This is a genomic window from Streptomyces sp. NPDC001750, assembly GCF_042892615.1.
GTDB lineage: Bacteria > Actinomycetota > Actinomycetes > Streptomycetales > Streptomycetaceae > Streptomyces.
Genome location: NZ_JBIAUE010000004.1, coordinates 50,785 through 76,433, shown reverse-complemented (window position 1 = coordinate 76,433; position 25,649 = coordinate 50,785). Strand labels below are relative to the sequence as shown.

Annotated in this window: 26 protein-coding genes and 1 pseudogene; 19 read left to right on the top strand and 8 right to left on the bottom strand. The window is 73.2% G+C overall.

Annotated elements, in window-relative coordinates; all coding sequences use genetic code 11:
• Nucleotides 1–13 precede the first annotated feature (13 nt).
• Genes hisD through hisF form a run of 8 tightly spaced genes read left to right on the top strand, consistent with a single transcriptional unit; the run spans nt 14 to nt 5,813 of the window.
• Nucleotides 14–1,336 carry a histidinol dehydrogenase gene (hisD, locus tag ACFYY6_RS08620; protein WP_351517810.1) on the top strand — a complete coding sequence of 441 codons (1,323 nt, stop codon included), beginning with the start codon at nt 14–16 and terminating at the stop codon, nt 1,334–1,336.
• A complete protein-coding gene (locus ACFYY6_RS08615) occupies nt 1,333–2,511 on the top strand; it encodes a histidinol-phosphate transaminase (RefSeq protein WP_351517812.1) in 1,179 nt (392 codons plus the stop codon). Before hisD ends, ACFYY6_RS08615 begins: the two co-directional genes overlap by 4 nt.
• Nucleotides 2,508–3,110: an imidazoleglycerol-phosphate dehydratase HisB gene (gene hisB / locus ACFYY6_RS08610; RefSeq protein WP_073788772.1), complete on the top strand. Its 603-nt coding sequence runs from the start codon at nt 2,508–2,510 to the stop codon at nt 3,108–3,110. Before ACFYY6_RS08615 ends, hisB begins: the two co-directional genes overlap by 4 nt.
• The gene (locus tag ACFYY6_RS08605; protein ID WP_351517814.1) at nt 3,107–3,274 is read left to right on the top strand and encodes a hypothetical protein; all 168 of its coding nucleotides are present in this window, start codon (nt 3,107–3,109) and stop codon (nt 3,272–3,274) included. Before hisB ends, ACFYY6_RS08605 begins: the two co-directional genes overlap by 4 nt.
• 10 nt (nt 3,275–3,284) lie before the next feature.
• Nucleotides 3,285–3,941, top strand: coding sequence for an imidazole glycerol phosphate synthase subunit HisH (gene hisH / locus ACFYY6_RS08600; protein WP_389192278.1), 657 nt, complete (start codon nt 3,285–3,287; stop codon nt 3,939–3,941).
• Entirely contained in the window at nt 3,941–4,666 is a 726-nt protein-coding gene (gene priA, locus ACFYY6_RS08595) for a bifunctional 1-(5-phosphoribosyl)-5-((5-phosphoribosylamino)methylideneamino)imidazole-4-carboxamide isomerase/phosphoribosylanthranilate isomerase PriA (protein WP_351517817.1), read from the top strand. The genes hisH and priA overlap by 1 nt, the downstream gene beginning before the upstream one ends.
• Nucleotides 4,663–5,061 (top strand): RidA family protein, encoded by a 399-nt coding sequence (locus ACFYY6_RS08590; protein WP_073788769.1) that lies wholly within the window; start codon nt 4,663–4,665, stop codon nt 5,059–5,061. Before priA ends, ACFYY6_RS08590 begins: the two co-directional genes overlap by 4 nt.
• A complete protein-coding gene (gene hisF, locus ACFYY6_RS08585) occupies nt 5,058–5,813 on the top strand; it encodes an imidazole glycerol phosphate synthase subunit HisF (RefSeq protein WP_073788768.1) in 756 nt (251 codons plus the stop codon). The genes ACFYY6_RS08590 and hisF overlap by 4 nt, the downstream gene beginning before the upstream one ends.
• Before the next feature lie 88 nt (nt 5,814–5,901).
• Here the strand turns inward: hisF and ACFYY6_RS08580 are convergent, their stop codons facing one another.
• A complete protein-coding gene (locus tag ACFYY6_RS08580; protein WP_351517819.1) occupies nt 5,902–6,534 on the bottom strand; it encodes a TIGR03085 family metal-binding protein in 633 nt (210 codons plus the stop codon).
• An 83-nt stretch (nt 6,535–6,617) separates the two neighbouring features.
• Here ACFYY6_RS08580 and hisI point away from each other — a divergent pair, with 83 nt between their 5' ends.
• From hisI to lgt, 10 genes are all read left to right on the top strand, one after another.
• Complete coding sequence (gene hisI, locus ACFYY6_RS08575) at nt 6,618–7,001, top strand: phosphoribosyl-AMP cyclohydrolase (protein WP_351517821.1); 384 nt, start codon at nt 6,618–6,620, stop codon at nt 6,999–7,001.
• An 11-nt stretch (nt 7,002–7,012) separates the two neighbouring features.
• Nucleotides 7,013–8,506 carry an anthranilate synthase component I gene (locus ACFYY6_RS08570; RefSeq protein ID WP_389192275.1) on the top strand — a complete coding sequence of 498 codons (1,494 nt, stop codon included), beginning with the start codon at nt 7,013–7,015 and terminating at the stop codon, nt 8,504–8,506.
• Between the two features lie 67 nt (nt 8,507–8,573).
• Nucleotides 8,574–9,227, top strand: coding sequence for a TIGR02234 family membrane protein (locus tag ACFYY6_RS08565; RefSeq protein WP_351517823.1), 654 nt, complete (start codon nt 8,574–8,576; stop codon nt 9,225–9,227).
• A gap of 127 nt (nt 9,228–9,354) precedes the next feature.
• Entirely contained in the window at nt 9,355–9,603 is a 249-nt protein-coding gene (locus tag ACFYY6_RS08560) for an HGxxPAAW family protein (RefSeq protein WP_351517824.1), read from the top strand.
• A gap of 80 nt (nt 9,604–9,683) precedes the next feature.
• Complete coding sequence (locus ACFYY6_RS08555) at nt 9,684–10,208, top strand: DUF2752 domain-containing protein (protein WP_351623572.1); 525 nt, start codon at nt 9,684–9,686, stop codon at nt 10,206–10,208.
• A 115-nt stretch (nt 10,209–10,323) separates the two neighbouring features.
• A complete protein-coding gene (gene trpC / locus ACFYY6_RS08550) occupies nt 10,324–11,133 on the top strand; it encodes an indole-3-glycerol phosphate synthase TrpC (protein ID WP_073788761.1) in 810 nt (269 codons plus the stop codon).
• Nucleotides 11,134–11,550: 417 nt separating this feature from the next.
• A complete protein-coding gene (gene trpB / locus ACFYY6_RS08545; RefSeq protein ID WP_351517826.1) occupies nt 11,551–12,831 on the top strand; it encodes a tryptophan synthase subunit beta in 1,281 nt (426 codons plus the stop codon).
• On the top strand, nt 12,828–13,640 hold the full coding sequence (gene trpA / locus ACFYY6_RS08540; protein ID WP_351517827.1) for a tryptophan synthase subunit alpha: 813 nt from the start codon (nt 12,828–12,830) through the stop codon (nt 13,638–13,640). Before trpB ends, trpA begins: the two co-directional genes overlap by 4 nt.
• 126 nt (nt 13,641–13,766) lie before the next feature.
• Entirely contained in the window at nt 13,767–14,738 is a 972-nt protein-coding gene (locus ACFYY6_RS08535; protein WP_389192272.1) for a DsbA family protein, read from the top strand.
• A gap of 238 nt (nt 14,739–14,976) precedes the next feature.
• Nucleotides 14,977–15,957 carry a prolipoprotein diacylglyceryl transferase gene (gene lgt, locus ACFYY6_RS08530; protein ID WP_389192270.1) on the top strand — a complete coding sequence of 327 codons (981 nt, stop codon included), beginning with the start codon at nt 14,977–14,979 and terminating at the stop codon, nt 15,955–15,957.
• A 513-nt stretch (nt 15,958–16,470) separates the two neighbouring features.
• Here lgt and gap read toward each other — a convergent pair.
• The 7 genes and pseudogenes from gap to ACFYY6_RS08495 form a co-directional block, all read right to left on the bottom strand.
• Nucleotides 16,471–17,469 carry a type I glyceraldehyde-3-phosphate dehydrogenase gene (gene gap / locus ACFYY6_RS08525; RefSeq protein ID WP_351517831.1) on the bottom strand — a complete coding sequence of 333 codons (999 nt, stop codon included), beginning with the start codon at nt 17,467–17,469 and terminating at the stop codon, nt 16,471–16,473.
• A gap of 103 nt (nt 17,470–17,572) precedes the next feature.
• Complete coding sequence (locus ACFYY6_RS08520) at nt 17,573–18,529, bottom strand: GlxA family transcriptional regulator (protein WP_389192267.1); 957 nt, start codon at nt 18,527–18,529, stop codon at nt 17,573–17,575.
• A gap of 291 nt (nt 18,530–18,820) precedes the next feature.
• Nucleotides 18,821–19,636: a CoA ester lyase gene (locus ACFYY6_RS08515; RefSeq protein WP_351517835.1), complete on the bottom strand. Its 816-nt coding sequence runs from the start codon at nt 19,634–19,636 to the stop codon at nt 18,821–18,823.
• Nucleotides 19,633–20,832, bottom strand: coding sequence for a CoA transferase (locus tag ACFYY6_RS08510; protein WP_351517836.1), 1,200 nt, complete (start codon nt 20,830–20,832; stop codon nt 19,633–19,635). The genes ACFYY6_RS08515 and ACFYY6_RS08510 overlap by 4 nt, the downstream gene beginning before the upstream one ends.
• A complete protein-coding gene (gene rbsK / locus ACFYY6_RS08505; RefSeq protein WP_389192264.1) occupies nt 20,829–21,713 on the bottom strand; it encodes a ribokinase in 885 nt (294 codons plus the stop codon). The genes ACFYY6_RS08510 and rbsK overlap by 4 nt, the downstream gene beginning before the upstream one ends.
• A 90-nt stretch (nt 21,714–21,803) precedes the next feature.
• The gene (locus ACFYY6_RS08500; protein ID WP_351517890.1) at nt 21,804–23,018 is read right to left on the bottom strand and encodes an ADP-ribosylglycohydrolase family protein; all 1,215 of its coding nucleotides are present in this window, start codon (nt 23,016–23,018) and stop codon (nt 21,804–21,806) included.
• A gap of 456 nt (nt 23,019–23,474) precedes the next feature.
• A pseudogene (locus ACFYY6_RS08495) lies at nt 23,475–24,554 on the bottom strand (ADP-ribosylglycohydrolase family protein); the annotation flags it as partial.
• Between the two features lie 262 nt (nt 24,555–24,816).
• Here ACFYY6_RS08495 and ACFYY6_RS08490 point away from each other — a divergent pair.
• A complete protein-coding gene (locus tag ACFYY6_RS08490; RefSeq protein WP_351517839.1) occupies nt 24,817–25,551 on the top strand; it encodes a VIT1/CCC1 transporter family protein in 735 nt (244 codons plus the stop codon).
• The last annotated feature ends 98 nt before the right edge of the window (nt 25,552–25,649 follow it).

Below are 25,649 nucleotides of genomic sequence, written 5' to 3'. Positions count from 1 at the left end.
CGAGAATTGCGGTGTGATCTCTCGAATCGATCTGCGCGGCGACGCCCTCCCCGAGGGCCGAACACTGCGCGACCTGCTGCCCCGTGCCGAGTTCGACGTGGAAGCCGCCCTGGAGAAGGTGCGGCCCATCTGCGAGGACGTGCATCATCGGGGCGACGCGGCGCTGATCGAGTACGCGGAGAGGTTCGACGGCGTGCGCCTGGACCAGGTGCGCGTCCCCGCCGCCGCGCTCACCGAGGCGCTGGCCGCACTGGACCCGCTCGTACGCGCGGCCCTGGAGGAGTCGATCGCGCGCGCCACCCTCGTCCACGCCGAGCAGCGCCGCGCCCCGCACACCGTCCGGGTCGTTCCCGGCGGCACCGTCACCGAGAAGTGGGTCCCGGTCGAGCGGGTCGGGCTCTACGCGCCCGGCGGCCGGTCCGTCTACCCGTCCTCCGTGATCATGAACGCCGTGCCCGCTCAGCAGGCCGGCGTCGCCTCCGTCGCGCTCGCGTCCCCGCCGCAGAAGGAGTTCGGCGGCCTGCCGCACCCGACGATCCTCGCCGCCTGCGCCCTCCTCGGCATCGACGAGGTGTACGCGGCCGGCGGCGCCCAGGCCGTCGCGATGTTCGCGTACGGCACCGAGACCTGCGGGCCCGCCAACATGGTCACCGGCCCCGGCAACATCTGGGTCGCCGCCGCCAAGCGCTACTTCACGGGACGCATCGGCATCGACACCGAGGCCGGACCGACCGAGATCGCCGTCCTCGCCGACGACACCGCCGACCCGGTGCACGTCGCCTCCGACCTGATCAGCCAGGCCGAGCACGACCCGCTCGCGGCCGCCGTGCTCGTCACCGACTCCGAGGAACTCGCGAACGCGGTCGCCAAGGAGCTGGAGCCGCAGGTCGCCGCCACCAAGCACGTCGAGGACCGGATCCTCCCCGCCCTGAACGGCAGGCAGTCCGCGATCGTCCTGGTCGACGGCCTCGACGAGGGGCTGCGCGTGGTCGACGCGTACGGCGCCGAGCACCTGGAGATCCAGACCGCCGACGCCGCCGCCGTCGCCGAGCGCGTGAAGAACGCGGGCGCGATCTTCGTCGGCCCCTGGTCCCCGGTCTCGCTCGGCGACTACTGCGCGGGCTCCAACCACGTGCTGCCGACAGGCGGCTGCGCCTGCCACTCCTCCGGGCTCTCCGTGCAGTCCTTCCTGCGCGGCATCCACGTCGTCGACTACACGCGCGACGCCCTCGCCGACGTGGCGCACCACGTGGTCACGCTCGCCGAGGCCGAGGACCTGCCCGCCCACGGCGCGGCCGTCAAGGCCCGCTTCGGATGGAAGGTGCCGAACCGGTGAGCACTTCCTCCGAACGCCCCGTGCGCATCGACGACCTCCCCGTCCGGGACGAACTGCGCGGCAAGTCCCCCTACGGCGCGCCGCAGCTCGACGTGCCCGTACGGCTGAACACCAACGAGAACCCCTACCCGCTGCCCGAGGCGCTCGTCGACCGGATCGCCGAACGCGTCCGCGAGGCCGCCCGCGACCTCAACCGGTACCCCGACCGGGACGCCGTCGAGCTGCGCACGCAGCTCGCCCGCTACCTCAGCCGCACCGCCGGGCACGAGGTCGGCCCCGCCAACGTCTGGGCCGCCAACGGCTCCAACGAGGTGCTCCAGCAGCTGCTCCAGACCTTCGGCGGCCCCGGCCGCACCGCGATCGGTTTCGAGCCCTCGTACTCCATGCACGCCCTCATCGCCCGCGGCACCGGCACCGGCTGGATCTCCGGTCCGCGCAACGAGGACTTCACCATCGACGTCGAGGCCGCCCGGAAGGCGATCGCCGAGCACCGGCCCGACATCGTCTTCATCACCTCGCCCAACAACCCCACCGGCACCGCCGTCGACGCGGAGACCGTCCTCGCCCTGTACGAGGCGGCCCAGGCGGCCGGGCCGTCGATGGTCGTCGTCGACGAGGCGTACGGCGAGTTCAGTCACCACCCCTCGCTGCTCCCGCTGATCGAGGGCCGTCCGCACCTGGTGCTCTCGCGCACCATGTCGAAGGCGTTCGGCGCCGCAGGGCTCCGCCTCGGCTACCTCGCCGCCGACCCGGCCGTCGTCGACGCGGTCCAGCTCGTGCGGCTGCCGTACCACCTGTCCTCCATCACGCAGGCCACCGCCCTCGCCGCCCTGGAGCACACCGATACGCTGCTCGGGTACGTCGCCCAGCTCAAGAGCGAGCGCGACCGGATCGTCGAGGAGCTGCGCGCCAAGGGATTCGAGGTCGTCGAATCGGACGCCAACTTCGTCCAGTTCGGCCGCTTCGCCGACAGCCACACCGCCTGGCGTCGGATCCTCGACCGGGGCGTCCTGGTCAGGGACAACGGCGTACCGGGATGGCTGCGGGTCTCCGCGGGCACCCCGGCGGAGAACGACGCGTTCCTCGACGCGGTCGACGGACTGCTCGACGGACCCGCGGCCGACGCACCGACGGCGCCGGCCGCACGTGAGATCAAGAAGGAGCACGACGCATGACCCGCGCGGCCCGCGTAGGCAGAGTGGAACGCACCACCAAGGAAACCTCGGTGCTCGTCGAGATCGACCTCGACGGCACCGGCTCGGTCGACGTGTCGACCGGCGTCGGCTTCTACGACCACATGCTCGACCAGCTCGGCAGGCACGGGCTGTTCGACCTCACGGTCAAGACCGACGGCGACCTGCACATCGACACCCACCACACCATCGAGGACACCGCCCTCGCGCTCGGCGCCGCGTTCAAGCAGGCCCTCGGCGACAAGACGGGCATCTACCGCTTCGGCAACTGCACCGTCCCGCTGGACGAGTCGCTCGCCCAGGTCACCGTCGACCTCTCCGGACGCCCCTACCTGGTGCACACCGAGCCGGAGAACATGGCGCCCATGATCGGCACCTACGACACGACGATGACCCGGCACATCCTGGAGTCCTTCGTCGCCCAGGCGCAGATCGCCCTGCACGTCCACGTCCCGTACGGGCGCAACGCCCACCACATCGTGGAGTGCCAGTTCAAGGCGCTCGCCCGTGCCCTGCGCTACGCCAGCGAGCACGACCCCCGGGCCGCCGGGATCATCCCCTCCACGAAGGGCGCGCTGTGACCGGCCTCAGCACCATATTGATCGTCGTCGGCCTGTTCCTGGCCGGCGGCGTCTACTCCTTCTCGAAGCAGAAGATGCCCAGGGGCGTCATCGTCCTGCTCGGGCTCGGGTCCGCGATGTGCCTGGTCGCGGGCGTCATGCGGATCCAGGGACTCTGGGACTGAGGTACGACTGGTGAGCGACAACACGAAGAGCGGGAAGAAGAAGGTCGTCGTCTTCGACTACGGCTTCGGCAACGTCCGGTCCGCCGAACGGGCCCTCGCCCACGTCGGCGCGGACGTCGAGATCACCCGCGACTACGACGCTGCGATGAACGCCGACGGGCTGCTGGTGCCCGGCGTCGGCGCGTTCTCCGCCTGCATGGAGGGGCTGCGCAGGGCCCGCGGCGAATGGGTCATCGGCCGCAGGCTGGCCGGCGGCCGGCCCGTCATGGGCATCTGCGTCGGGATGCAGGTCCTCTTCGAGCGCGGCATCGAGCACGGCGTGGAGGCCGAGGGGCTGGACGAGTGGCCCGGCACCGTCGGCCCGCTGAAGGCCCCGGTCGTGCCGCACATGGGCTGGAACACCGTGCGGGCGCCCGAGGACTCCCAGCTGTTCGCCGGGCTCGACCCGGACGCCCGGTTCTACTTCGTGCACTCCTACGCCGTGCACGAATGGACCCTGGAGGTCACCAACCCCAAGATCCGCGCGCCCCGGGTCACCTGGGCCACCCACGGCAAGCCGTTCGTCGCCGCCGTGGAGAACGGCGCCCTGTGGGCCACCCAGTTCCACCCCGAGAAGTCCGGCGATGCCGGCGCCCAGCTGCTGACCAACTGGATTGAGACGCTGTAATGCCGAAGCTTGAACTCCTCCCCGCCGTCGACGTCCGCGACGGCCAGGCCGTCCGCCTCGTCCACGGCGAGTCCGGTTCCGAGACCTCCTACGGCGACCCGCTGGAGGCGGCCCTCGCCTGGCAGCGGTCGGGCGCGGAATGGCTGCACCTCGTCGACCTGGACGCCGCCTTCGGTACCGGGGACAACCGGGAGCGGATCGCCGAGGTCGCCCGCTCCATGGACATCAAGGTCGAGCTCTCCGGCGGCATCCGCGACGACGCCTCGCTCGCCGCCGCCCTCGCCACCGGCTGCACCCGGGTCAACCTCGGCACCGCCGCCCTGGAGACCCCCGAGTGGGTCGCCAAGGTCATCGCCGAGCACGGGGACAAGATCGCCGTCGGCCTCGACGTGCGCGGCACCACGCTGCGCGGCCGGGGCTGGACCCGCGACGGCGGTGATCTCTACGAGACGCTCGCCCGCCTCGACTCCGAGGGCTGTGCCCGCTACGTCGTCACCGACATCGCCAAGGACGGTACCCTCCAGGGCCCCAACCTGGACCTCCTGAAGAACGTCTGCGCCGCCACCGACAAGCCCGTCGTCGCCTCCGGCGGCGTCTCCTCGCTCGACGACCTGCGCGCCATCTCCGCGCTCGTCCCGGACGGCGTCGAGGGCGCGATCGTCGGCAAGGCGCTGTACGCGAAGGCGTTCACCCTCGAAGAAGCACTGAGGGTGGTCTCGGAATGACCGAATCCGTCAACCGCGTCTCCTCCGGCGCCCCCTGGGAGGAGAGGTTCGGCTACTCCCGCGCGGTCCAGCTGCCGAACGGCCTCGTCCTGGTCTCCGGCTGCACCTCGGTGGAGAACGGGCAGATCTCCGCGGGCGGCCCGTACGAGCAGACCGTCACCTCCTTCAGGGTCGCCTTCGACGCGCTGAAGCAGCTCGGCCTGGGCCGCGAGGACGTCGTCCGCACCCGGATGTACGTCACCCACGCCCGGGACGTGGACGAGGTGGGCCGCGCCCACAAGGAGCTGTTCGACGACGTCCGCCCCGCCGCGTCGATGCTGATCGTGGCGGGCCTCGTGGACCCGAGCCTGGTCGTCGAGGTCGAGGTCGAGGCGTACCGGGGAGGTGCGCGATGAGCCTCGCGGTACGCGTCATCCCGTGCCTGGACGTGGACGCCGGCCGGGTCGTCAAGGGTGTCAACTTCCAGAATCTGCGCGACGCGGGCGACCCCGTCGAGATGGCGAAGCTGTACGACGCCGAGGGCGCCGACGAGCTGACCTTCCTGGACATCACCGCGTCCAGCGGCGACCGCGAGACCACCTACGACGTGGTGCGGCGCACCGCCGAACAGGTGTTCATCCCGCTCACGGTCGGCGGCGGCGTCCGCACCGCCGACGACGTCGACAGGCTGCTGCGGGCCGGCGCGGACAAGGTCGGCGTCAACACCGCCGCGATCGCCCGCCCCGACCTCGTCCGGGAGATCGCCGAGCGCTTCGGCCGCCAGGTCCTGGTGCTCTCCGTGGACGCCCGGCGCACCCCCACCGGCGGCTTCGAGGTGACCACGCACGGCGGGCGCCGGGGCACCGGCATCGACGCCGTCGAATGGGCGCACCGGGCCGCCGAGCTGGGCGCGGGCGAGATCCTGCTCAACTCGATGGACGCCGACGGCACCAAGGACGGCTACGACACCGAGATGATCACGGCCGTGCGCAAGCACGTGACCGTCCCCGTCATCGCCTCCGGCGGCGCCGGCCGGCTCGCGGACTTCGCGCCGGCCATCGCCGCGGGAGCCGACGCGGTGCTCGCCGCGTCCGTCTTCCACTTCGGCGACCTGCGGATCTCCGAGGTCAAGGCAGCGCTCAGAGAGGCCGGGCACCCGGTCCGCTGACCGTGCGGGCCCCGTCCGCCGTACCCGCCGCGCATCGGCCGGTACGGCGGACGGCTCCTGTTGAACGCCGTCGGGGCAGTCCCGGGCCTTACATCCCCAGCTCCGCCGTCCGCAGCCGGGACACCGCCTCCTGGTCGCCGTCCAGCTCCACCACCGCCGCGTCCTGGCGGCCGAACGCGAACAGCAGCAGCTCGCCGGGTTCGCCGGTCACCGTCACCACCGGGGCGCCCTTGTGGGCCACCACCGTCTGGCCGTTCGGGCGGCGCAGCACCAGTCCCACCGGGGACCTGCGGCCCAGCACCCGGGCCGTCCGCTCGGACCGCGACCACAGCAGATCGGCGAAGACCGGGTCCAGCTCGCGCCGCGACCAGTCCGGCTGGGCCCGGCGCACGTCCTCCGCGTGGACGTAGAACTCGACGGTGTTGGCCGCCTCGTCGATCTGCTTCAGGCCGAACGGGGACATCCGCGGCGGCCCCGTGCGGATCAGCTGGATCAGCTCCTCGTACGGCTTCGCCGCGTACTCCGCCTGCACCCGGTCGAGCCGGTTCTTCAGGACGCCCAGCAGCACACCTCCCGCCGCGTCCGGCCGGCGCTCCCGCACCACCACATGGGCGGCCAGGTCACGGGTCGTCCAGCCCCGGCACAGGGTCGGGGCCTCCGGTCCCGCCGCTTCCAACAGATCGGCGAGCAGGAGTCGTTCACGCTTCGCATGGGTCGACATGCCCGCCAGCGTACGACCACCGCGCCCGGTCCGCCCAGCGGACGCCGCCCCGGACCGACCCCCGGCCACGGCACAATGGGCGCATGACCAGCGCGCCCGCCCCAGGCACCCCCACGCCGCAGAGCAACCTCGACCCGGACATCGCCGCCCGCCTCAAGCGCGGCGCCGACGGGCTCTTCCCGGCCATCGCCCAGCAGTACGACACCGGCGAGGTGCTGATGCTCGGCTGGATGGACGACGAGGCCCTGCACCGCACCCTCACCACCGGCCGCTGCACCTACTGGTCCCGCAGCCGCCGCGAATACTGGGTCAAGGGCGACACCTCGGGCCACATCCAGACGGTCAAGTCCGTCGCCCTCGACTGCGACGCCGACACCGTCCTCGTCAAGGTCGACCAGACGGGTGCCGCCTGCCACACCGGCGACCGCACCTGCTTCGACGCCGACGTCCTCCCGCTCGCCCAGTAGGGTTCGGCGCCATGGATCTCGACACGTTCCGCAAGCTGGCCATCGAACGGCGCGTCATCCCCGTCAGCCGCAGACTCCTCGCGGACGGCGACACCCCGGTCGGCCTGTACCGCAAACTCGCGGGCGGGCGCACCGGCACCTTCCTCCTCGAATCCGCGGAGAACGGCCGCACCTGGTCGCGCTACTCCTTCATCGGCGTGCGCAGCGCCGCCACCCTCACCGCACGCGACGGTCGGGCGCACTGGCTGGGCACCCCGCCCGTCGGCGTCCCCGTCGACGGCGATCCGCTGGAGGCCCTGCGCGCCACCGTCGAAACCCTCCACACCCCGCGCGACCTGGTCGCCGACGCGGGGCTGCCCCCGTTCACCGGAGGCATGGTCGGCTACCTCGGCTACGACGTCGTGCGGCGCCTGGAGCGGATCGGCGACAGCGCGACGGACGACCTGCGCCTCCCCGAGCTGACCATGCTGCTCACCTCGGACCTGGCCGTCCTCGACCACCGGGACGGCAGCGTCCTGCTGATCGCCAACGCGATCAACCACAACGACCTCGTGACCGGCGTCGACGAGGCGTACGCGGACGCCGTCGCCCGCCTCGACGCCATGGAACGGGACCTCTCGCGCCCCGTCGAGAACGCCCCCGCCGTCCTCCCGCCCTCCGAGCTGCCGCCGTACACCGCGCGCTGGGGCGGCGAGTCGTACCAGCGCGCCGTCGACGACGTGAAGGAACGCATCAGGGCCGGCGAGGCGTTCCAGGTCGTGCCCTCCCAGCGCTTCGAGACCCCGTGCACGGCGAGCGCGCTGGACGTCTACCGGGTGCTGCGCGCCACCAACCCGTCCCCGTACATGTACCTCTTCCGGTTCGACGGCTTCGACGTCGTGGGCTCCAGCCCGGAGGCCCTCGTCAAGGTCGAGGACGGACAGGCCATGCTGCACCCGATCGCCGGGACCAGGCACCGCGGATCCACCCCGCAGGAGGACCAGGCCCTCGCCGAGGAACTCCTCGCCGACCCGAAGGAACGCGCCGAGCACCTCATGCTCGTCGACCTCGGCCGCAACGACCTGGGGCGGGTCTGCGAACCCGGCACCGTCGAGGTCGTCGACTTCATGTCGATCGAGCGGTACTCGCACGTGATGCACATCGTGTCCACCGTCACCGGCCGGGTCGCCGAGGGCCGCACCGCCTTCGACGTGCTGACCGCCTGCTTCCCCGCGGGTACCCTCTCCGGCGCCCCCAAACCCCGCGCGATGCAGATCATCGAGGAGCTGGAACCGAGCCGCCGCGGCCTGTACGGGGGCTGCGTGGGCTACCTCGACTTCGCCGGGGACTCCGACACCGCCATCGCGATCCGGACGGCGCTGCTCCGTGACGGCACGGCGTACGTCCAGGCCGGGGCGGGCGTCGTCGCCGACTCCGACCCGGTCGCCGAGGACACCGAATGCCGCAACAAGGCAGCGGCGGTGCTCCGGGCCGTCCACACCGCCAACCGGCTCGGCGGCGCATGAGGCGGTGACGGCCCCCGCGGGCGGGCGGGGACCCCGCGTCCGGCCGCGGACCGGGCCGTGAGGGATAGTGGGGTACGTGAGTGCTGCCCCCGTACCCCAGCCCCGTACCCGCACGGCCGCCGCACCCGGCGCCGCGGTGAGCCGCCGCAGCCTGGCCGCCGGCCTGCTCCTCGGGGCGGCCGGTGCCACCGTCGTCCTGCTCGCCTCCGGCCAGACCTGGGCCGAGGGCCGGGCGGCCGTCGTCGGCGGCTCCCTGCCCCTGACGGCCGACGGCCAGGACGTCACCGGTCTCCCGGCGGCCCTCGCGGTCGTCGGCCTGGCCGCCCTCGTCGCCGTCTTCGCCGTCCGCGGCGGCGGACGGCTGGTCGTGGCCGGGCTGCTCGCGCTCAGCGGCCTCGGCGCCGCACTGAGCGCCGGCCTCGGCGCCTCCGACAGCTCCGCGCTGGACGAGAAGGCCGCGCAGGCCACCGGCGACACCTCGGCCACCGTGCAGGCACTCGCCCACACCGCGTGGCCCTACGTCACCGCCGCGGGCGGCCTGCTGATCCTTCTCGCCGGGCTGCTCGCCCTGCGCTACGGCAGGCTCTGGCCCAGCATGTCGGGCCGGTACGAGCGGGACGGCACACCCCGTCCGCGTCGCGCCGCGAGCAGGGCCCCGGACCCGGACCGGCCCGAGGACCTCTGGAAGGCCCTGGACCGGGGCGAGGACCCGACGGGCTAGACCCCCAGCTCACGCCCTACCCGCACGTACGGGACAATGGGGCGGAGCTTTCTGCACAGCGGCACCACAGCGCCACCAGCTTTGCGTACAGCGACACCAACAGCGCAACACCAACAAGGAGCAACTCATGGCGGGCAGCAGCCACGGACACACCCCGGCCGCCTGGACCGGTGTCATCATCTCCTTCATCGGCTTCTGCGCCGGGGGCGTCTTCATGGTCGCGGCCAACCCGGTCGGGTTCTGGGCCAGCATGGGCGTCATCCTCCTCGGGGGGATCGTCGGCCTCGCGATGAAGATGGCCGGCCTCGGCACGCCGAAGGAGACGCCGGAGGTGGCCGCCGCCCGGGCACGCGCCGCACAGGCGCAGATCTCCTGACACACGCGAAAGCCGCACGAACGCGAGGCGCAGCCCGGGAACGGGCTGCGCCTTTCCGTGTCAGCGGGGACAATCACCGGGTGGACGCATCGCCGACTTCCGCCGCACCGCCGTCGCACGGCCCCGGGCCCGCCGACGCCCCCCGCCCGCCGACGCCCGGTCGGCCGCCGTTCCTCCCCCCTGCCGCTGCCCCGGCCCCCGGGCCCGGCGCACGCCTGCGGCGGCTCGCCGTCCCCGTGGGCGTCATGGCCGCCGTCGTCGGGGCCTTCGGCTACGTCGGTGCCGTCGACCCCAACGAGCCGGGCCACTACCCGGTCTGCCCGCTGCTCCGGCTCACCGGCCTGTACTGCCCGGGCTGCGGCGGTCTGCGCAGCGCCCACGCCTTCGCGCACGGCGACATCGCCGCCGCCCTCGGCTCCAACGCCCTCGCCGTGGCCGGATACGTGCTCTTCGCCGTCCTGTGGGTGGTCTGGACGGCCCGCGCCGCCCGGGGAAGGCCCATGAGCATCGCCGCGGGCCCCGCTCTCTGGTGGGGGATCGGGGCCGTGCTGATCGTCTTCTCGGTCGTCCGGAACCTCCCGTTGGGGGCGGCGCTGGCGCCCTGACCGTTCAGCTGGTGGGACGCCCGCCGACCGGATTCGGGCCTCGGCCCTCCTGCGGATAGCATTGACATGGCTGATCCTGTTCCCTCATCACCTTCCCGGAAGGGGGGCCGCTCGCGTGAGTGTGCTCGACGAGATCATCGACGGCGTACGTGCCGACCTCGCGGAGCGGCAGGCGCGTGTCGGCCTCGACGAGCTGAAGGAACGCGCGCGGCGCGCTCCCGCGGCCAAGGACGGGGCCGCCGCCCTGCGCGGCGAGGGCGTCAGCGTCATCTGCGAGGTCAAGCGCTCCAGCCCCTCCAAGGGAGCGCTCGCCGCGATCGCCGACCCGGCCGCGCTCGCCGCGGACTACGAGGCGGGCGGCGCGTCCGTCATCTCGGTCCTCACCGAGGAGCGCCGGTTCGGCGGTTCGCTCGCCGACCTGGAGGCCGTCCGTGCCAAGGTCGACATCCCGATCCTGCGCAAGGACTTCATCGTCACCTCGTACCAGCTCTGGGAGGCCCGCGCCTACGGCGCCGACCTCGCCCTGCTGATCGTCGCCGCCCTCGACCAGGAGGCCCTGGTCTCCCTGATCGAGCGGGCCGAGTCCATCGGCCTCACCCCGCTCGTCGAGGTGCACGACGAGGAGGAGGTCGAGCGTGCCGTGGACGCCGGGGCGAAGGTGATCGGCGTCAACGCGCGCAACCTGAAGGACCTCAAGGTCGACCGCTCCACCTTCGAGCGCGTCGGCCCCGAGATCCCGGACCACATCGTCAAGATCGCGGAGTCCGGTGTCCGAGGCCCGCACGACCTGATCGCGTACGCCAACGCGGGCGCCGACGCGGTGCTCGTGGGCGAGTCCCTGGTCACCGGCCGCGACCCCCGGGGCGCCGTCGCCGACCTGGTCGCCGCGGGCGCCCACCCGGCGCTGCGGCACGGACGGGGCTGACCGCGACCGTGACCGCCGACCGTCCCGAGCAGTCCCGCACCCGGCAGGCCCCGCGCCCGGCCGGTGCGACGGCTGTCCGGGGCCCGTACGCGCCGCCGGCGCGCGGCGGCCACCCGCTCGTCCCTCTCGACCATCCCCAGCCGAGGCGCTGCGCGCCGCCCTTCTGGCACCGGGGCTGCCGCGCACCGGCGCGCCGGGTGCACGGCCGAAGGGTGCGGTACGTGATCGGCGACGAGCCCGGTCAGGTCAACGGGATGCGATGGCGCACGGGGTCCGCGCCGTAGCGAGCCCCGGCCGACGTACCCGCACCACCTCTGTACGTATGACCGCACCGCCCGACCGCTCCCGGTCGCGGCGGCGCTCCGCTCACGGCGCATACGGTGTTCCCACCTGTTGCGATGTCGAGGAGCATGTCGGATGTCATCTGACTTCTTCATCCCGGACCCGGAGGGTCTGATCCCCAGCGCCGAGGGGTACTTCGGCGCTTTCGGCGGCAAGTTCATCCCGGAGGCGCTCGTCGCCGCCGTGGACGAGGTCGCCGTCGAGTACGACAAGGCGAAGGCCGATCCCTCCTTCGCCGCCGAACTGAACGCGCTGATGGTCGACTACACCGGCCGCCCCAGCGCGCTGACCGAGGTCCGGCGCTTCGCCGAGCACGCGGGCGGGGCCCGCATCTTCCTGAAGCGCGAGGACCTGAACCACACCGGCTCGCACAAGATCAACAACGTGCTGGGCCAGGCGCTGCTCACCCGGCGCATGGGCAAGACCCGGGTCATCGCCGAGACCGGGGCCGGCCAGCACGGCGTCGCCACCGCCACCGCCTGCGCGCTCTTCGGACTCGACTGCACCATCTACATGGGCGAGATCGACACGCAGCGCCAGGCGCTGAACGTGGCGCGGATGCGGATGCTCGGCGCCGAGGTCATCGCCGTGAAGTCCGGCTCCCGGACGCTCAAGGACGCCATCAACGAGGCGTTCCGCGACTGGGTCGCCAACGTGGACCACACGCACTACCTCTTCGGCACCGTCGCCGGACCGCACCCCTTCCCCGCCATGGTCCGAGACTTCCACCGGGTCATCGGCGTCGAGGCGCGCCGCCAGATCCTGGAGCACACCGGCCGGCTGCCGGACGCCGCGATCGCCTGCGTCGGCGGCGGCTCCAACGCCATCGGCCTCTTCCACGCCTTCATCCCGGACGCCCGCGTCCGGCTGATCGGCTGCGAGCCCGCCGGGCACGGCGTGGAGACCGGGGAGCACGCGGCGACCCTGACCGCGGGCGAGCCCGGCATCCTGCACGGCTCGCGCAGCTACGTCCTCCAGGACGACGAGGGCCAGATCACCGAGCCGTACTCCATCTCGGCCGGTCTGGACTACCCGGGCATCGGCCCGGAGCACGCGTACCTGAAGGACACCGGCCGCGCCGAGTACCGCGCGGTCACCGACGACGCCGCCATGCAGGCGCTGCGTCTCCTCTCCCGCACCGAGGGGATCATCCCGGCGATCGAGAGCGCCCACGCGCTGGCCGGGGCCCTGGAGGTCGGGAAGGAGCTCGGCAAGGACGGACTGCTCGTGGTCAACCTGTCCGGCCGCGGCGACAAGGACATGGACACGGCGGCCCGCTACTTCGGGCTGTACGACGAGACCGACGGGGTCGTCGAGGCCGATGTGGCCGACGGGGAAGAGGAGGTCACCAAGTGAGCGGCAAGGTCGAGTTGCTGAGTTCCACCCTCGCGCGGGCGAAGGCCGAGAACAGGGCGGCGCTCATCGCGTACCTCCCGGCGGGCTTCCCGACCGTCGACGGCGCGATCGCCGCGGTGAAGGAGGTCGTGGCGGGCGGCGCGGACATCGTCGAGGTGGGGCTGCCGCACAGCGACCCGGTCCTCGACGGCCCGGTCATCCAGACCGCCGACGACATCGCCCTGCGCGGCGGCGTCAGGATCGCGGACGTGATGCGCACGGTCCGTGAGGCGCACGAGGCGACCGGCGCCCCGATCCTCGTCATGACGTACTGGAACCCGATCGACCGTTACGGTGTCGAGCGTTTCACCGCCGAGCTCGCCGAGGCGGGCGGCGCCGGGTGCATCCTGCCCGACCTGCCGGTCCAGGAGTCCGCGCTGTGGCGCGAGCACGCCGACAAGCGCGGTCTCGCGACCGTCTTCGTGGTCGCCCCCAGCAGCAAGGACGAGCGCCTGGCCACCATCACGGCGGCCGGTTCCGGCTTCGTCTACGCGGCCTCGCTGATGGGCGTCACCGGCACCCGCGAGTCCGTCGGCGAGCAGGCCCAGGACCTGGTCGAGCGCACCCGCGCCACCACGTCGCTCCCGGTCTGTGTCGGCCTCGGCGTCTCGAACGCCCGGCAGGCCGCCGAGGTGGCGGGCTTCGCGGACGGGGTGATCGTCGGCTCCGCCTTCGTCAAGGGGATGCTCGACGCCCCGGACGAGGAGGCCGGCCTGGCCGCGGTGCGCACGCTGGCGGGTGAACTCGCCGAGGGCGTCCGCAAGCGCTGAGCCGGTTCCGGCCGCGAGATCCGCGGCCGGACAACCCGCCCGGACGACCCGCATCGGGAGTCATCCGAACGGGTGGACCTGGACCGGGGAGGCACGCGTGTGCCTCCCCGGTTCGTTGCTGCGGGTGTGAGCGAGAAGAACGAACAGGGAAAAAGGGCCGCGCGAGACCGGCTCGTCCAGCAGCGCGAGCGCGAGAAGGCCCGCGAGCGCCGCAGGCGGTCGATGATCGTCGGCGGCGCTGTGGTGGGGGTGCTCGGGCTGGCCGCCGTCGTCGGAGTGATCGCCGCGAACACCGGCGGCAAGGGGGAGAAGGAGAAGGCGGCGGGCCCTCTCGTCGCACCGTCCGGCGCCACCGGCAAGGACGGCCTGGCCATCCGGTCCGGCCCGGACGACGCCCCGTCCACGCTCACCATCTGGGAGGACTTCCGCTGCCCGGTCTGCGCCCAGTTCGAGAACGCCTTCCGGGACACCTTCCACGAGCTGGAGCGGGCCGGCCGGATCAGGACCGAGTACCACCTGGCCACGATCATCGACGGCAACCTCGGCGGCTCGGGATCGCTGCGGGCGGCCAACGCGGCGGCCTGCGCGCAGGACGTCGGCAAGTTCTCCGCCTACCACGACATCCTCTACCGCAACCAGCCGCAGGAGTCCGTCGACGCCTTCGCCGACAACGGCAAGCTGATCGATCTCGCGGGCAAGGTCCCGGGCCTCGACACCCCGGCCTTCCGCAGCTGTGTGAACGACGGGAAGCACGACAGCTGGGTCCAGAAGTCCAACGCGGCCTTCCAGAGCAGCGGATTCAACGGCACGCCGACCGTGCTGCTCAACGGCGAACCGATCTTCCCGAAGAAGGGGAACGAACCGATCACCGTGGCGAACCTGAAGAAGTGGGTCGCCGAGGCCGAGAAGGGCAGGAAGCCCGTCACGGGCACGCCCACGCCCGCGTCCGGCGCCCCCGCGTCCGGCACACCTGCTTCCGGCGCGTCCGCGGCCCACACGTCCGCCCCCGCGTCCGCCGCACCGACGCACACCGCGGGCGCTTCCGCCACGACCCAGCCGGCCGCGCCCCCGCCCGCCGTGGCACCGCCCGCTCCGTAGGGTTCCTGACCGCTGCGCGCTGACGGCCCGGGGAGCGCCCCGCCTTCCCGGGCCCGCGGAGAGCCGCCTTCCGGGCCGGGAAGGCGGGTCGCGAAGGCGTGAGCCGGGAGGGCGCGGGCCGCGGGAAACGGCCGGGGAGGGCGAGGGTCGCGGGGCGCGGGGACGACGTGCCTGTTACGCAGACGTTGCCGAGTGGCTTGCCCCGGGCCCCACCCGGCAGGGTAGCGTCGACCTTGCCATGGACCTTGCCTACATTCCCAGCCCGTCGACCGGCGTGATCAATCTCGGCCCGATCCCGCTCCGCGGCTACGCGTTCTGCATCATCATCGGTGTCTTCGTCGCCGTCTGGTTCGGCAACAGGCGCTGGGTCGCCCGGGGCGGCCGCGTCGGCACCGTCGCCGACATCGCCGTCTGGGCGGTGCCCTTCGGCCTCGTCGGCGGCCGGCTCTACCACGTCATCACCGACTACCAGCTGTACTTCGGCGAGGGCGAGAACTGGGTCGACGCCTTCAAGATCTGGCAGGGCGGCCTCGGCATCTGGGGCGCGGTCGCGCTCGGTGCCGTGGGCGCCTGGATCGGCTGCCGCCGTCGCGGCATCCCGCTGCCCGCCTGGGCGGACGCCCTCGCCCCCGGCCTCGCGCTGGCCCAGGCGATCGGCCGCTGGGGCAACTGGTTCAACCAGGAGCTGTACGGCCGGCCGACCGATCTGCCGTGGGCGCTGAAGATCAGCGAGGGCCCCAACCGCGTCGCCGGCACGTACCACCCGACGTTCCTGTACGAGTCGCTGTGGTGCATCGGCGTCGCCCTGCTGGTGATCTGGGCGGACCGCCGATTCCGGCTCGGACACGGCCGGGCGTTCGCGCTGTACGTCGCCGCGTACTGCGCGGGGCGCGGCTGGATCGAGTACATGCGGGTCGACGAGGCCCACCACATCCTGGGCCTGCGTCTGAACGTGTGGACCGCGCTGATCGTGTTCGTGCTGGCGGTGGTCTACATGGTGCTCTCCGCGAAGCTGCGACCGGGCCGCGAGGAGATCGTGGAGCCGGCGGCGGCCGAGGAGGCGGCGCCGGACGCCGACGCCGCGAAGGACGCGACGGACGGCAAGAACGTCGAGGCCGGTGACGCCCCGGGCACGGCGGGCGGCTCGGACACCGCGGCCGCGACCGACGCGAAGCCGTCGGAGAAGAACGCCGCCGCGGAGGCGGCCGAGAAGGCCTGAGCCTTGTGCGCGGACGCGGGGATACCGGGCCGAACGGCCCGGTGTCCCCGCGCTTTTGACCGCCACCAATGCCATGGTGCGCAGTAGCGACAGCACCTCCTGAACGTCGCGGCGCAGCTCTTCGAGTCCGTTGTGCAGCCGGTCCACGTCCCGACCCGGGTCGGTCACCGCGGTGACCGACCCGGGTGGCGTCACTCATTGACACCTCCTTGACTCCTCAAGCTCAACAGGTCCTTGAGTAGTCAAGGATTTATTGGCCGATGGCCGCGGAGCCTTTGGTCATGAGCCCCGGGGCATCGGAGGCACCGCGAGCGGGGGCGCGGGCCTGGGCGCCGTCCGCCTGCTGCGACGTTCAGCGGGACGAGCGCCGGTGCGCTGCGGCGCGGCGTGGCCGGGGAGTGCGGCCGAAGAGCCGGAATCGATCCGCCGACAAGGCAAGGAGCGCTTCAGTCGGCCCGACTGGCCGGCTGAAGCGCTCACAGGAGGGGCGGGGTGGCCGCCGGAGGTGGCGGGTCAGCGAGTGGCGAGGAGTTCGAGCGTGTCGATCACGCGGTTCGAGAAGCCCCATTCGTTGTCGTACCAGGCGACCACCTTGACGTGGCGCCCGTCGACCCGGGTGAGGGCCGAGTCGAAGATCGACGAAGCCGGATTGCCCGTGATGTCGGACGACACGAGGGGGTCGTCAGAGTACTCGAGCACGCCGGCGAGCGGCCCCTCCGCCGCGACGCGGTATGCGGCCAGCACCTCGTCGCGCGTCACGTCGCGGGTGACGGTCGTGTTGAGCTCGACGATCGAGCCCACCGGAACCGGGACGCGGATCGAGTCGCCCGACAGCTTGCCGTCGAGGTTCGGCAGCACGAGGCCGATCGCCTTGGCGGCGCCCGTCGTGGTCGGCACGATGTTGACAGCGGCGGCACGAGCCCGGCGGGCGTCACGGTGCGGACCGTCGTGCAGGTTCTGCTCCTGCGTGTAGGCGTGCACCGTCGTCATGAAGCCGTGCTCGATGCCGGCGAGGTCGTCGAGCACCGAGGCCAGCGGCGCCAGCGCGTTGGTCGTGCACGAGGCGTTCGAGACGATGGTGTGCACGTCCGGGTCGTATGCATCCGTGTTGACCCCGAACGCGAGCGTGACGTCGGCGCCGTCCGACGGAGCACTGACGAGCACCTTCTTCGCGCCCGCGTCGAGGTGGCCGCGAGCGGCCTCGGCCGACGTGAAGCGGCCGGTCGCCTCGAGCACGATGTCCACGCCGAGCTCGGCCCACGGCAGCTGCGCCGGCTCGCGCTCGGCGAGCACCCTGATGCGACGGCCGTCCACGACGAGGGCATCCCCGTCGGCGGTCACCGGGCGACCGAGCCGACCGGCCGTCGTGTCGTAGGCGAGCAGCCGCGCCAGGGAAACGGGCTCCGTGAGGTCGTTGACGGCGACGACCTCCAGGTCGCTGTCGCGCTCGAGCAGTGCGCGGAGCACGTTGCGTCCGATGCGGCCGAATCCGTTGATGGCGATGCGAGTCATGAATGGTGTCCCTTCGGTTCGCCATCAATGTCGCCCGCTTCGTCCGCCCGCGACAGCGGCATGATCGCCACGGTTCAAAAGCATCTCGCCAGGTGACAGCGGGCTACTCTCCCTGTGTGAAGGTGCGCCGGTACTCGCTGGGCGTCGTGCCGAGGATCCGCTGGAAGTGCAACCGCAGATTGGCACCGGTGCCGAGACCGACGTCGGTGGCGATCTGCTCGACGCTCCGCTCCGAACGCTCGAGCAGTTCGCGGGCCAGGTCGACGCGGGCCCGCATGACCCACTGCATCGGCGTGTATCCCGTGTCCTCGACGAAGCGCCGCGAGAACGTGCGCGGCGACACCGCCGCCTGCCGGGCGAGCGCCTCCAGGGTGAGGGGCTGGTCGAGCCGGTGGAGCGCCCACTCGCGGGTGGCGGCGAACCGCTCGCCGAGTGGCTCGGGCACGCTGCGCGGCACGTACTGCGCCTGACCGCCGCTGCGGTAGGGGGCCGCGACGAGGCGCCGGGCCGCATGGTTCGACGCGGCCACTCCGAGGTCGCCGCGCAGGATGTGCAGGCACAGGTCGATGCCCGAGGCGGCGCCGGCCGACGTCAGGACGCTGCCCTCGTCGACGAACAGAACGTTCTCGTCGACCTGAACGAGCGGATGCCGTGTCACCAGTGCCCGCGTGTAGTGCCAGTGCGTCGTGGCGCGCTTGCCGTCGAGCAGGCCCGTGGCGGCGAGCGCGAAGGCGCCCGTCGAGATGGCGGCGAGCCGGGCGCCCCGGCCATGGGCGGCGATCAGTGCGTCGAGGACGGCCTGCGGGGGGTCGTCGCGGTCCGGGAACCGGTAGCCGGGGACGAAGACGATATCGGCCCACGCGAGTGCGTCGAGGCCGTGGGCGACGCCGTACGACAGGCCGTCGCCGCCGGTCACGGGACCGGGCGCCGCCCCGCACACCCGCACCTCGTACGGCATGCTCGCGCGGGTCGCGAAAACCTGCGCGGGAATTCCGACATCGAGCGGCTTCGCACCTTCGAGTACGAGGACGGCGACGCGAGACAGGCGGGAGGCTGGCACGTAAGAGAGGTTACGTGGGGTGTGCACGATCACTGCGCGGACCAGGCGGATGACACCGGCCGGACCGTCTTCCCCCGTCGTGGAACCGCCGGCCGTCCCACTCCTCCGCCCCGCCTCCGGCCGTTCCGAGAAGCACCCCGACGGCACTCCGGCGACGTGACACGTCGTTGGAACCGGCGGGCCGGGCCGGCTCTCTGCTCACGGGTGCCACGCCGCTCGGAACCGACGTGTCGTTCGGCCCGGGGCACGGACGTGGCCGTCTCGGTCCGGGTCCGCCCCGGACCCGGACCGTCAGCGCGCCCGGTGTGCCAGGGCGAGGGTGCGGCGGGCCGAGGCCACCACGGCCGCGTCGACGAACCGGCCGTCCGGCAGGGCGAGTGCGCCCTGCTCCGCCACCGCCGCCGCCACGATCTCCTCCGCCGCCTCGACCTCCTGGGCCGTGGGCCGGAACGCCCGCTCGATGACGGGGAGTTGGCGGGGGTGGATCGCCGCCCGGCCCAGGAAGCCCAGGGACCGGCCGTGCGCGCAGGACGCGCGCAGCCCGTCCAGGTCGCGCACGTCGGGGAAGACCGACTGGGTGGGGGGAGCGAGCCCGGCCGCGCGGGCGGCGACCACGACCCGGCTGCGCGACCAGTCGAGCCCGGAGTCGTCCCGTACCCCCAGATCGGCCCGGAGGTCGGCCTCGCCCAGGGCGACGGAGCGTACCTGGGGATGGGCGGTGGCGATCGTGTACGCGTGCTCGATGCCGAGGGCCGATTCCAGCAGCGGGCACAATGCCACCCCCGGGGCCACGGCCGCGAGGTGGTGGACGGTGGCCGCGTGCGTGATCTTGGGCAGCCGGAGCTCGGTGAGACCCGGCAGGCCGGCCAGGGCGCGCACGTCCGCCTCGGTGTGGACCCGGACGTGGAGCGGCACGGCGGTGTCGCCGGACGCCTCGGACAGCAGCTCGGCGGTGGCCGACCGGGCGTACTCCTTGCGGTCGGGGGCGACCGCGTCCTCCAGGTCGACGATCACCACGTCCGCGCCCGCGTCGCGCGCCTTGCGCACCACCTCCGGCCGGTCGCCGGGGACGTAGAGCAGGGTGAGCGGGACGACCACCGCCGTCACAGGATGTGCTCCGCCCGCAGCGCGGCGATCTCCGGGGCCGACAGGCCGAGCCCGGTGAGGATCTCGTCGGTGTCCGCGCCGTGCGGCCGTCCCGCCCAGCGGATCGCGCCGGGTGTCCCGGAGAGGCGGAACAGGACGTTCTGCATCCGTAGCGGTCCCAGCTCCGGGTCGTCGACCTCGGCGATGGAGCCCAGCGCCCGGTACTGGGGGTCCTCCATCACGTCGCGGATGTCGTACACGGGCGCGATCGCCGCCTCCGCCTTCTCGAACGCGCGGAGCGCCTCGGCGCGGGTGTGCCGGGCGATCCAGTCGCCGACCGCCTCGTCGAGTTCGTCGGCGTGCTCGGCGCGGGTGGTGCCGGAGCCGAACCAGGGCTCGTCGATCAGCTCCGGGCGGCCGACCAGCCGCATGACCCGTTCCGCGACCGACTGCGCGGAGGTGGAGACCGCGACCCACTGCCCGTCCGAGGTGCGGTACGTATTGCGCGGGGCGTTGTTGCGGGAGCGGTTGCCGGTGCGCGGCTGGACGTGGCCGAGCTGGTCGTACCAGAGGGGCTGCGGGCCGAGCACGGTCAGGATCGGCTCGATGATCGCCATGTCGACGACCTGCCCCTCGCCGGTCCGGTCGCGGCCGGCGAGCGCGGTCATCACGGCGTACGCGGTGGCGAGTGCCGCGATCGAGTCGGCGAGTCCGAACGGCGGCAGCGTGGGCGGGGAGTCCGGCTCCCCGGTGATCGCGGCGAAACCGCTCATCGCCTCCGCCAGGGTGCCGAAGCCGGGGCGGTGCGCGTACGGGCCGAACTGGCCGAAGCCGGTGACCCTGGTCAGCACCAGCCGGGGGTTGGCGGCGTGCAGCTCGGCCGGACCCAGGCCCCAGCGCTCCAGCGTCCCGGGCCGGAAGTTCTCGATGATCACGTCGGTGCCTGCGGCCAGCCGGAGCAGAAGGTCGCGCCCGGCGGGGGCGGAGAGATCGAGGGTCAGATTGCGTTTGTTGCGGCCGAGGATCTTCCACCACAGGCCGACACCGTTCTTCGAGGGGCCGTGCCCGCGCGAGGGGTCGGGCCTGCGCGGGTGCTCCACCTTGATCACCTCGGCGCCGAAGTCCCCGAGCATGGTGGCGGCGAGCGGACCCGCGAAGAGCGTGGCGAGGTCGACGACCCGCAGACCGGTCAGGGGTGGCTGCGCGGGCGCGTTCACGCGGCGTCGATCTCGCTGCGGTACGGCATGGAGACCGACGAGCCCGGCCGCTGCACGCACAGCGCGGCGGCGGACGTCGCCCAGGCCAGTGCCTCGGACACGGGCCGTCGTTCGCCGAGTGCCACGGCCAGGGTGCCGACGAAGGTGTCCCCGGCACCGGTGGTGTCGACGACGGTGACCTCGGGGGCGGGGAGGACGACGGGTTCGCCGTCCCGGGCCGCGTACAGACAGCCCTTCGCGCCGAGGGTGACGACGACCTCGGGGACCCGGCCGAGCAGGATCTGGGCCGCCGCGTGCGGGTCGGTGACGCCGGTCAGGGCGGACGCCTCGTGCTCGTTGGGGATCAACAGGTCGACGCAGTCCAGGAGTTCGGAGGGGAGCGGCCGTACGGGGGAGGGGGTGAGCAGGGTGCGCACGCCGTGGGTGCGGGCGACCCGCGCCCCGTCCGTCACGACGGACAGCGGCAGCTCCAGCTGGAGGAGGAGCAGCTCGGTGGCGGCGATCGCGGCCGTCTCGCCGTGGCCGAGCGCGGTGACGGTGCCGTTGGCGCCGGGGATCACCACGATGGAGTTGCCGCCCAGGTCGTCGACGACGATGTGCGCGGTGCCGCTGGGTCCTTCGGCGGTGTGCAGCAGATCGGTGTCGACGCCCGCGTGTTCCAGTCCGCTGCGGAGCAGGGTGCCGTACGTGTCGTCGCCGACCGCTCCGATCATCGTCACGTCGCCGCCCGCGCGTGCGGCCGCGACGGCCTGGTTGGCGCCCTTGCCGCCGGGAATGGTGCGGAACTCCCGTCCCGTGACGGTCTCTCCACGCCGCGGGGCCCGTGCGACGTATACGACAAGGTCCATGTTGGTGCTGCCGAGCACCGCGATGCCGGTCATGGGCGGTGTGCCTCCTCGGGGTCGGTCCGGTGGGCCGGTCCGGTGGCCGGCCCGGTGAGTGCGTCGTCGGAGGGCGTCCCGGTGCGGCGCTCAGTGGGAGCGGGTGCCGCGGCTCCCGCTCCGGACCCCGGTGCCGTCACGGCCGTCGTGGACGCGGGGAAGGTCATGGGCCTCGGGAACGCCGGGAACGTCATGTCCGAATTGTCCACCCCGGGGCCTCGGTTCCGTGTCTGCCAGCAGCCCGGCGAGTTCGACGAGATCGGTCCCCGCGAGCCGGGGCAGTGCGCATCCGGCGAGGGTGCGGCACGCCTCGCGCCATCCGTCCGGTACGGCTCCGATCCCGCCGAGCGCACCGGTCAGCGCACCGGCCAGGGCGGGCGCGGAGTCGGCCACCCGCGACAGGCACGCCGCCGCGGGGACGGCCTCGGCGATCCGGCCGCGTGCGGCGGTGGCCAGGGCGAGGGCGACCGGGACGGTCTCGGCGGCGGCGATCCCGTAGCTGTAGACGTGGTCGACGATCTGGTGCTCCAGCACCGGTACGAGGGAGAACACGCCCGCGTCCTCGCCGACGAAGCCGCGCGCGATCCGGACGGCGTGGGCGGCGTTGCGGGCGATCTCCGTGCCGTCGGGGAGCTGCGCGAGCGCGGCGTCCACCGCCCCGTCCACGTCCGCGCCGCCCAGTGTCGAGGCGATCGCGGCGGCCATGGCGCGGGCACCGTGCACCCCGTCGCCGTCCTGGGTGTAGCGGGCGTCGAACTCGGCGAGGTCGGCCGCGGCGGACGGGTCCCCCGGGTGGGCGACGGCGAGGACCGCGGCCCGCACGCAGGCCGCGTCGTCGAAGTAGTGCGGGTTGTCGTGGCCGGTGGCGGGCGGGCGCAGTCCGGCGGCGAGATTGCCGAGCCCGGCCCGCACCGAGATCCGGGCCCGCAGCGGGAGCACGGCCGACTCGACCTCGGGGGCCCGGGCGGCGGCCTCGGCGACCTCGGCGGCCAGCGCGTTCCAGGCGATGTCGACGGCGGCGCGCAGCCGTCGCCCCGGGGACGGCCCGTGCGGCGGTCCGGCCGCCGACGCGAGCACGGTCCCGGCGGCGAACGCCGCCCATTCGGCGTCGTCGGAGGGGCCGAGCCGCAGGGGCTCGGGCGGCTGGTTGAGCGCGATGGGGACGGGCAGCGTGGTCGTGGCGTTCTGCTCGGCGAAGGTGTCGAGCTCACGGGTGAGGCGGCGGGTCCACTCGGGCATCCGGGCCGCCCGGTGCCGCGCGGCCGGCCAGCCCGCGGCGTCCCCCGCGGCGAGGCCGAGCAGCAGCCCCTCGACCCGGGCGCGGTGCCCGGGAGCGCGCCCGGAGCCGGTCCGGTACCGGACGACCGGGGCGTCGCGCTCGGTCCGGGCGCCGTGCGGCGGCGGTGCGGGGGGCCGGGGCGGGGGAGGGGGCGTCTCCGGGCGGGTGGTGGCGCACGGGGCGGGTACGGCGTCCGGCCGGTCCGTCCCGGGGGCCGCGTCTGCTTCCGTGCGGGTCGTGTCGGTGGTCGTGCGGGGCGTGCCTGACTCCGTGCGGGTCGTGTCGGCTTCGGTGCGGGGTCTGTCGTCGGTCGCACGGGACGCGTCGGCGGTCGTGGGGGCCGTACCGACTCCGGTAGGGGCCGTGCCTGTCCCCGTGCGCGGCGTGCTGGTGGTCGCGGGGGGCGCGACCGGGCGGGGGGTGTGCGCCCCGGCCGGCGCGCGGGGTGTGTCCCGTCGGGCACCGCCCGCTGCCTCGTCCCCCCGTACGGTGCCGGGCGGCTCCCCGGCGCCCTTCTCGTGCGCCGTGTCCGGCGGGGTGAGGAGTTCCGCGACGTCCAGGACGTGGTGGCCCCGCATCGACGGCAGACAGCTGCCCCGGACCGGGCCGATCGCCTCCGCCCAGGGCCGGGGGATCGCGGACGCCCCGTTCAGCGCACCGGCCAGGGCCCCCGCCACCGCGGCCGTGGTGTCCGCGTCCCGGCCCATGTTGACGGCGGTCAGCACCGCCGTACGGAAGTCGCCGCGCGCCGCCGCGAACGCGCCGAAGGCCAGGCCGACCGCCTCGGGCGCCAGGTCCGTCCACGGGTAGCCGCCGACGACCACCGCGGAACGCACCGCGCGCTCCATGGTCAGCCGGTCGGGGTACACGCGCTGCGCGGCTGTCACCGCGCGCCGCAGCGAGCGCGCCGTCCACGAGTCCATGGGGACGACGGACAGCGCGGCGGCGATCACCGGGACGACCCCGGCGCCCGCCATCGCGGCGGCCACCCCCGCGGCCACTGCCCGGCCCCCGTAGATGCCCTCCCCGTCATGGCTGACCTGTCCGTCCACCGCGACCAGTCGCGCCGCCTCGTCCGGCCGGCCCGCCGCGAAGACGCCGAAGGGCGCGGCCCGCATCGCCAGCCCGTCGCTCCAGGCGTGCCGGTGCTGGGCGGAGATCGGGGCGGCCAGACCCCGGCGGAGGTTCTCCAGCGTGCCCCGTTCGCTGAACCCGGCGCCCCGGAACGGCCCCTCGTCGAGATCGGCGATCCACAGGTGCCAGGCCCGCTCCACGTGGGTCACGGTCAGCGCCGAACCGTGCCGGGCGAGCAGCAGCCCGGAGAAGATCGCGTACTCCGTGTCGTCCGTGCCCGCCGGGTCGTCCCGCACGAAGCCCTCGATGCGGCCCCAGCGACAACGGATCTCGGACGGCCGGAGGTTCTCCGCGGGTGCGCCCAGCGCGTCACCGACCGCGAGGCCGAGCAGACAGCCGCGGGCCCGGTCGGCCCGGTCGACGCGTGGCCCCTCGCCCGGGGCGCCCCGCGCCCGCGTCCGCGCCGGATTTCCTGAAGTCGAATCCATCGTGCACCGACCCTTCACTCGTACCGGACCGGTTCTGGTACTTGATCGATCTGTGCCACATCACGATCCGACAAAGGCTGATATTCAAGACAAAAGGTCCAGTCGGATGAGGGGGTTCATATAGCAAGGAAGGCCGTACTTACTCGGTCACACAGGGTGGTAAGTACGGCCTTCCTTGCTGGCGGGAGCCATTTTTCGTGCGTATTTTCGATGGTGCTGGGCGGGGTGGAGCACATGAACCCGCCGCCGGAAGGGGAGAACCGTGGCCATCATCGAGACCGACGCCGTACTGCACGAGGCACACCGCGACAACCACACCCACCGGGATGTGAACGGTGGCTGGCTGCGCCCGGCGGTCTTCGGTGCGATGGACGGCCTGGTCTCCAACCTCGCGCTGATGACCGGGGTCGCGGGCGGTGCGGTCTCCCAGCAGACGATCGTGATCACCGGTCTCGCGGGTCTCGCCGCGGGCGCGTTCTCCATGGCGGCCGGTGAGTACACCTCCGTCGCCTCGCAGCGCGAGCTGGTCGAGGCGGAGCTGGACGTCGAGCGGCGCGAGCTGCGCAAGCACCCCAAGGACGAGGAGCGGGAGCTCGCCGCGCTGTACGAGGCCCGGGGTGTCGAGCCGGGGCTCGCCCGCGAGGTGGCACGGCAGTTGTCGCGCGACCCCGAGCAGGCCCTGGAGATCCACGCCCGCGAGGAGCTCGGCATCGATCCCGGCGACCTGCCCTCGCCGCTCGTCGCCGCCGTTTCGTCCTTCGGTTCGTTCGCGCTGGGCGCCCTGCTGCCGGTGCTGCCGTATCTGCTGGGGGCGAGCGCGCTGTGGCCGGCCGTGCTGCTGGCGCTGATCGGACTGTTCGCCTGTGGTGCGGTGGTGGCCAGGGTGACGGCACGCAACTGGATGTACAGCGGGCTGCGTCAGCTGGCGCTGGGCGGGGCCGCCGCGGCGGTCACCTACGGTCTGGGCACGCTGTTCGGGGTGGCCGTCGGCGGCTGACGGGTCCTCGGGCGCCGGGGAGACCCGGAACGGAGGGGGCGGGCGAGCATGCCCGCCCCTTCCGCGTGGGGCGTGGGGACCGTTCGGCGTCGGGCGTG

What these genes read in the sequence shown, in the direction of transcription:
- ACFYY6_RS08570 (WP_389192275.1), top strand. Translation starts at nt 7,013, where the DNA reads ATGGATCTCGACACGTTCCGCAAGCTGGCCATCGAACGGCGCGTCATC.
- rbsK (WP_389192264.1), bottom strand. Translation starts at nt 21,713, where the DNA reads ATGACCGGCATCGCGGTGCTCGGCAGCACCAACATGGACCTTGTCGTA.
- ACFYY6_RS08590 (WP_073788769.1), top strand. Translation starts at nt 4,663, where the DNA reads ATGACCGAATCCGTCAACCGCGTCTCCTCCGGCGCCCCCTGGGAGGAG.
- ACFYY6_RS08560 (WP_351517824.1), top strand. Translation starts at nt 9,355, where the DNA reads ATGGCGGGCAGCAGCCACGGACACACCCCGGCCGCCTGGACCGGTGTC.
- gap (WP_351517831.1), bottom strand. Translation starts at nt 17,469, where the DNA reads ATGACTCGCATCGCCATCAACGGATTCGGCCGCATCGGACGCAACGTG.
- hisI (WP_351517821.1), top strand. Translation starts at nt 6,618, where the DNA reads ATGACCAGCGCGCCCGCCCCAGGCACCCCCACGCCGCAGAGCAACCTC.
- hisF (WP_073788768.1), top strand. Translation starts at nt 5,058, where the DNA reads ATGAGCCTCGCGGTACGCGTCATCCCGTGCCTGGACGTGGACGCCGGC.
- hisB (WP_073788772.1), top strand. Translation starts at nt 2,508, where the DNA reads ATGACCCGCGCGGCCCGCGTAGGCAGAGTGGAACGCACCACCAAGGAA.
- ACFYY6_RS08580 (WP_351517819.1), bottom strand. Translation starts at nt 6,534, where the DNA reads ATGTCGACCCATGCGAAGCGTGAACGACTCCTGCTCGCCGATCTGTTG.
- trpB (WP_351517826.1), top strand. Translation starts at nt 11,551, where the DNA reads ATGTCATCTGACTTCTTCATCCCGGACCCGGAGGGTCTGATCCCCAGC.
- lgt (WP_389192270.1), top strand. Translation starts at nt 14,977, where the DNA reads ATGGACCTTGCCTACATTCCCAGCCCGTCGACCGGCGTGATCAATCTC.
- priA (WP_351517817.1), top strand. Translation starts at nt 3,941, where the DNA reads ATGCCGAAGCTTGAACTCCTCCCCGCCGTCGACGTCCGCGACGGCCAG.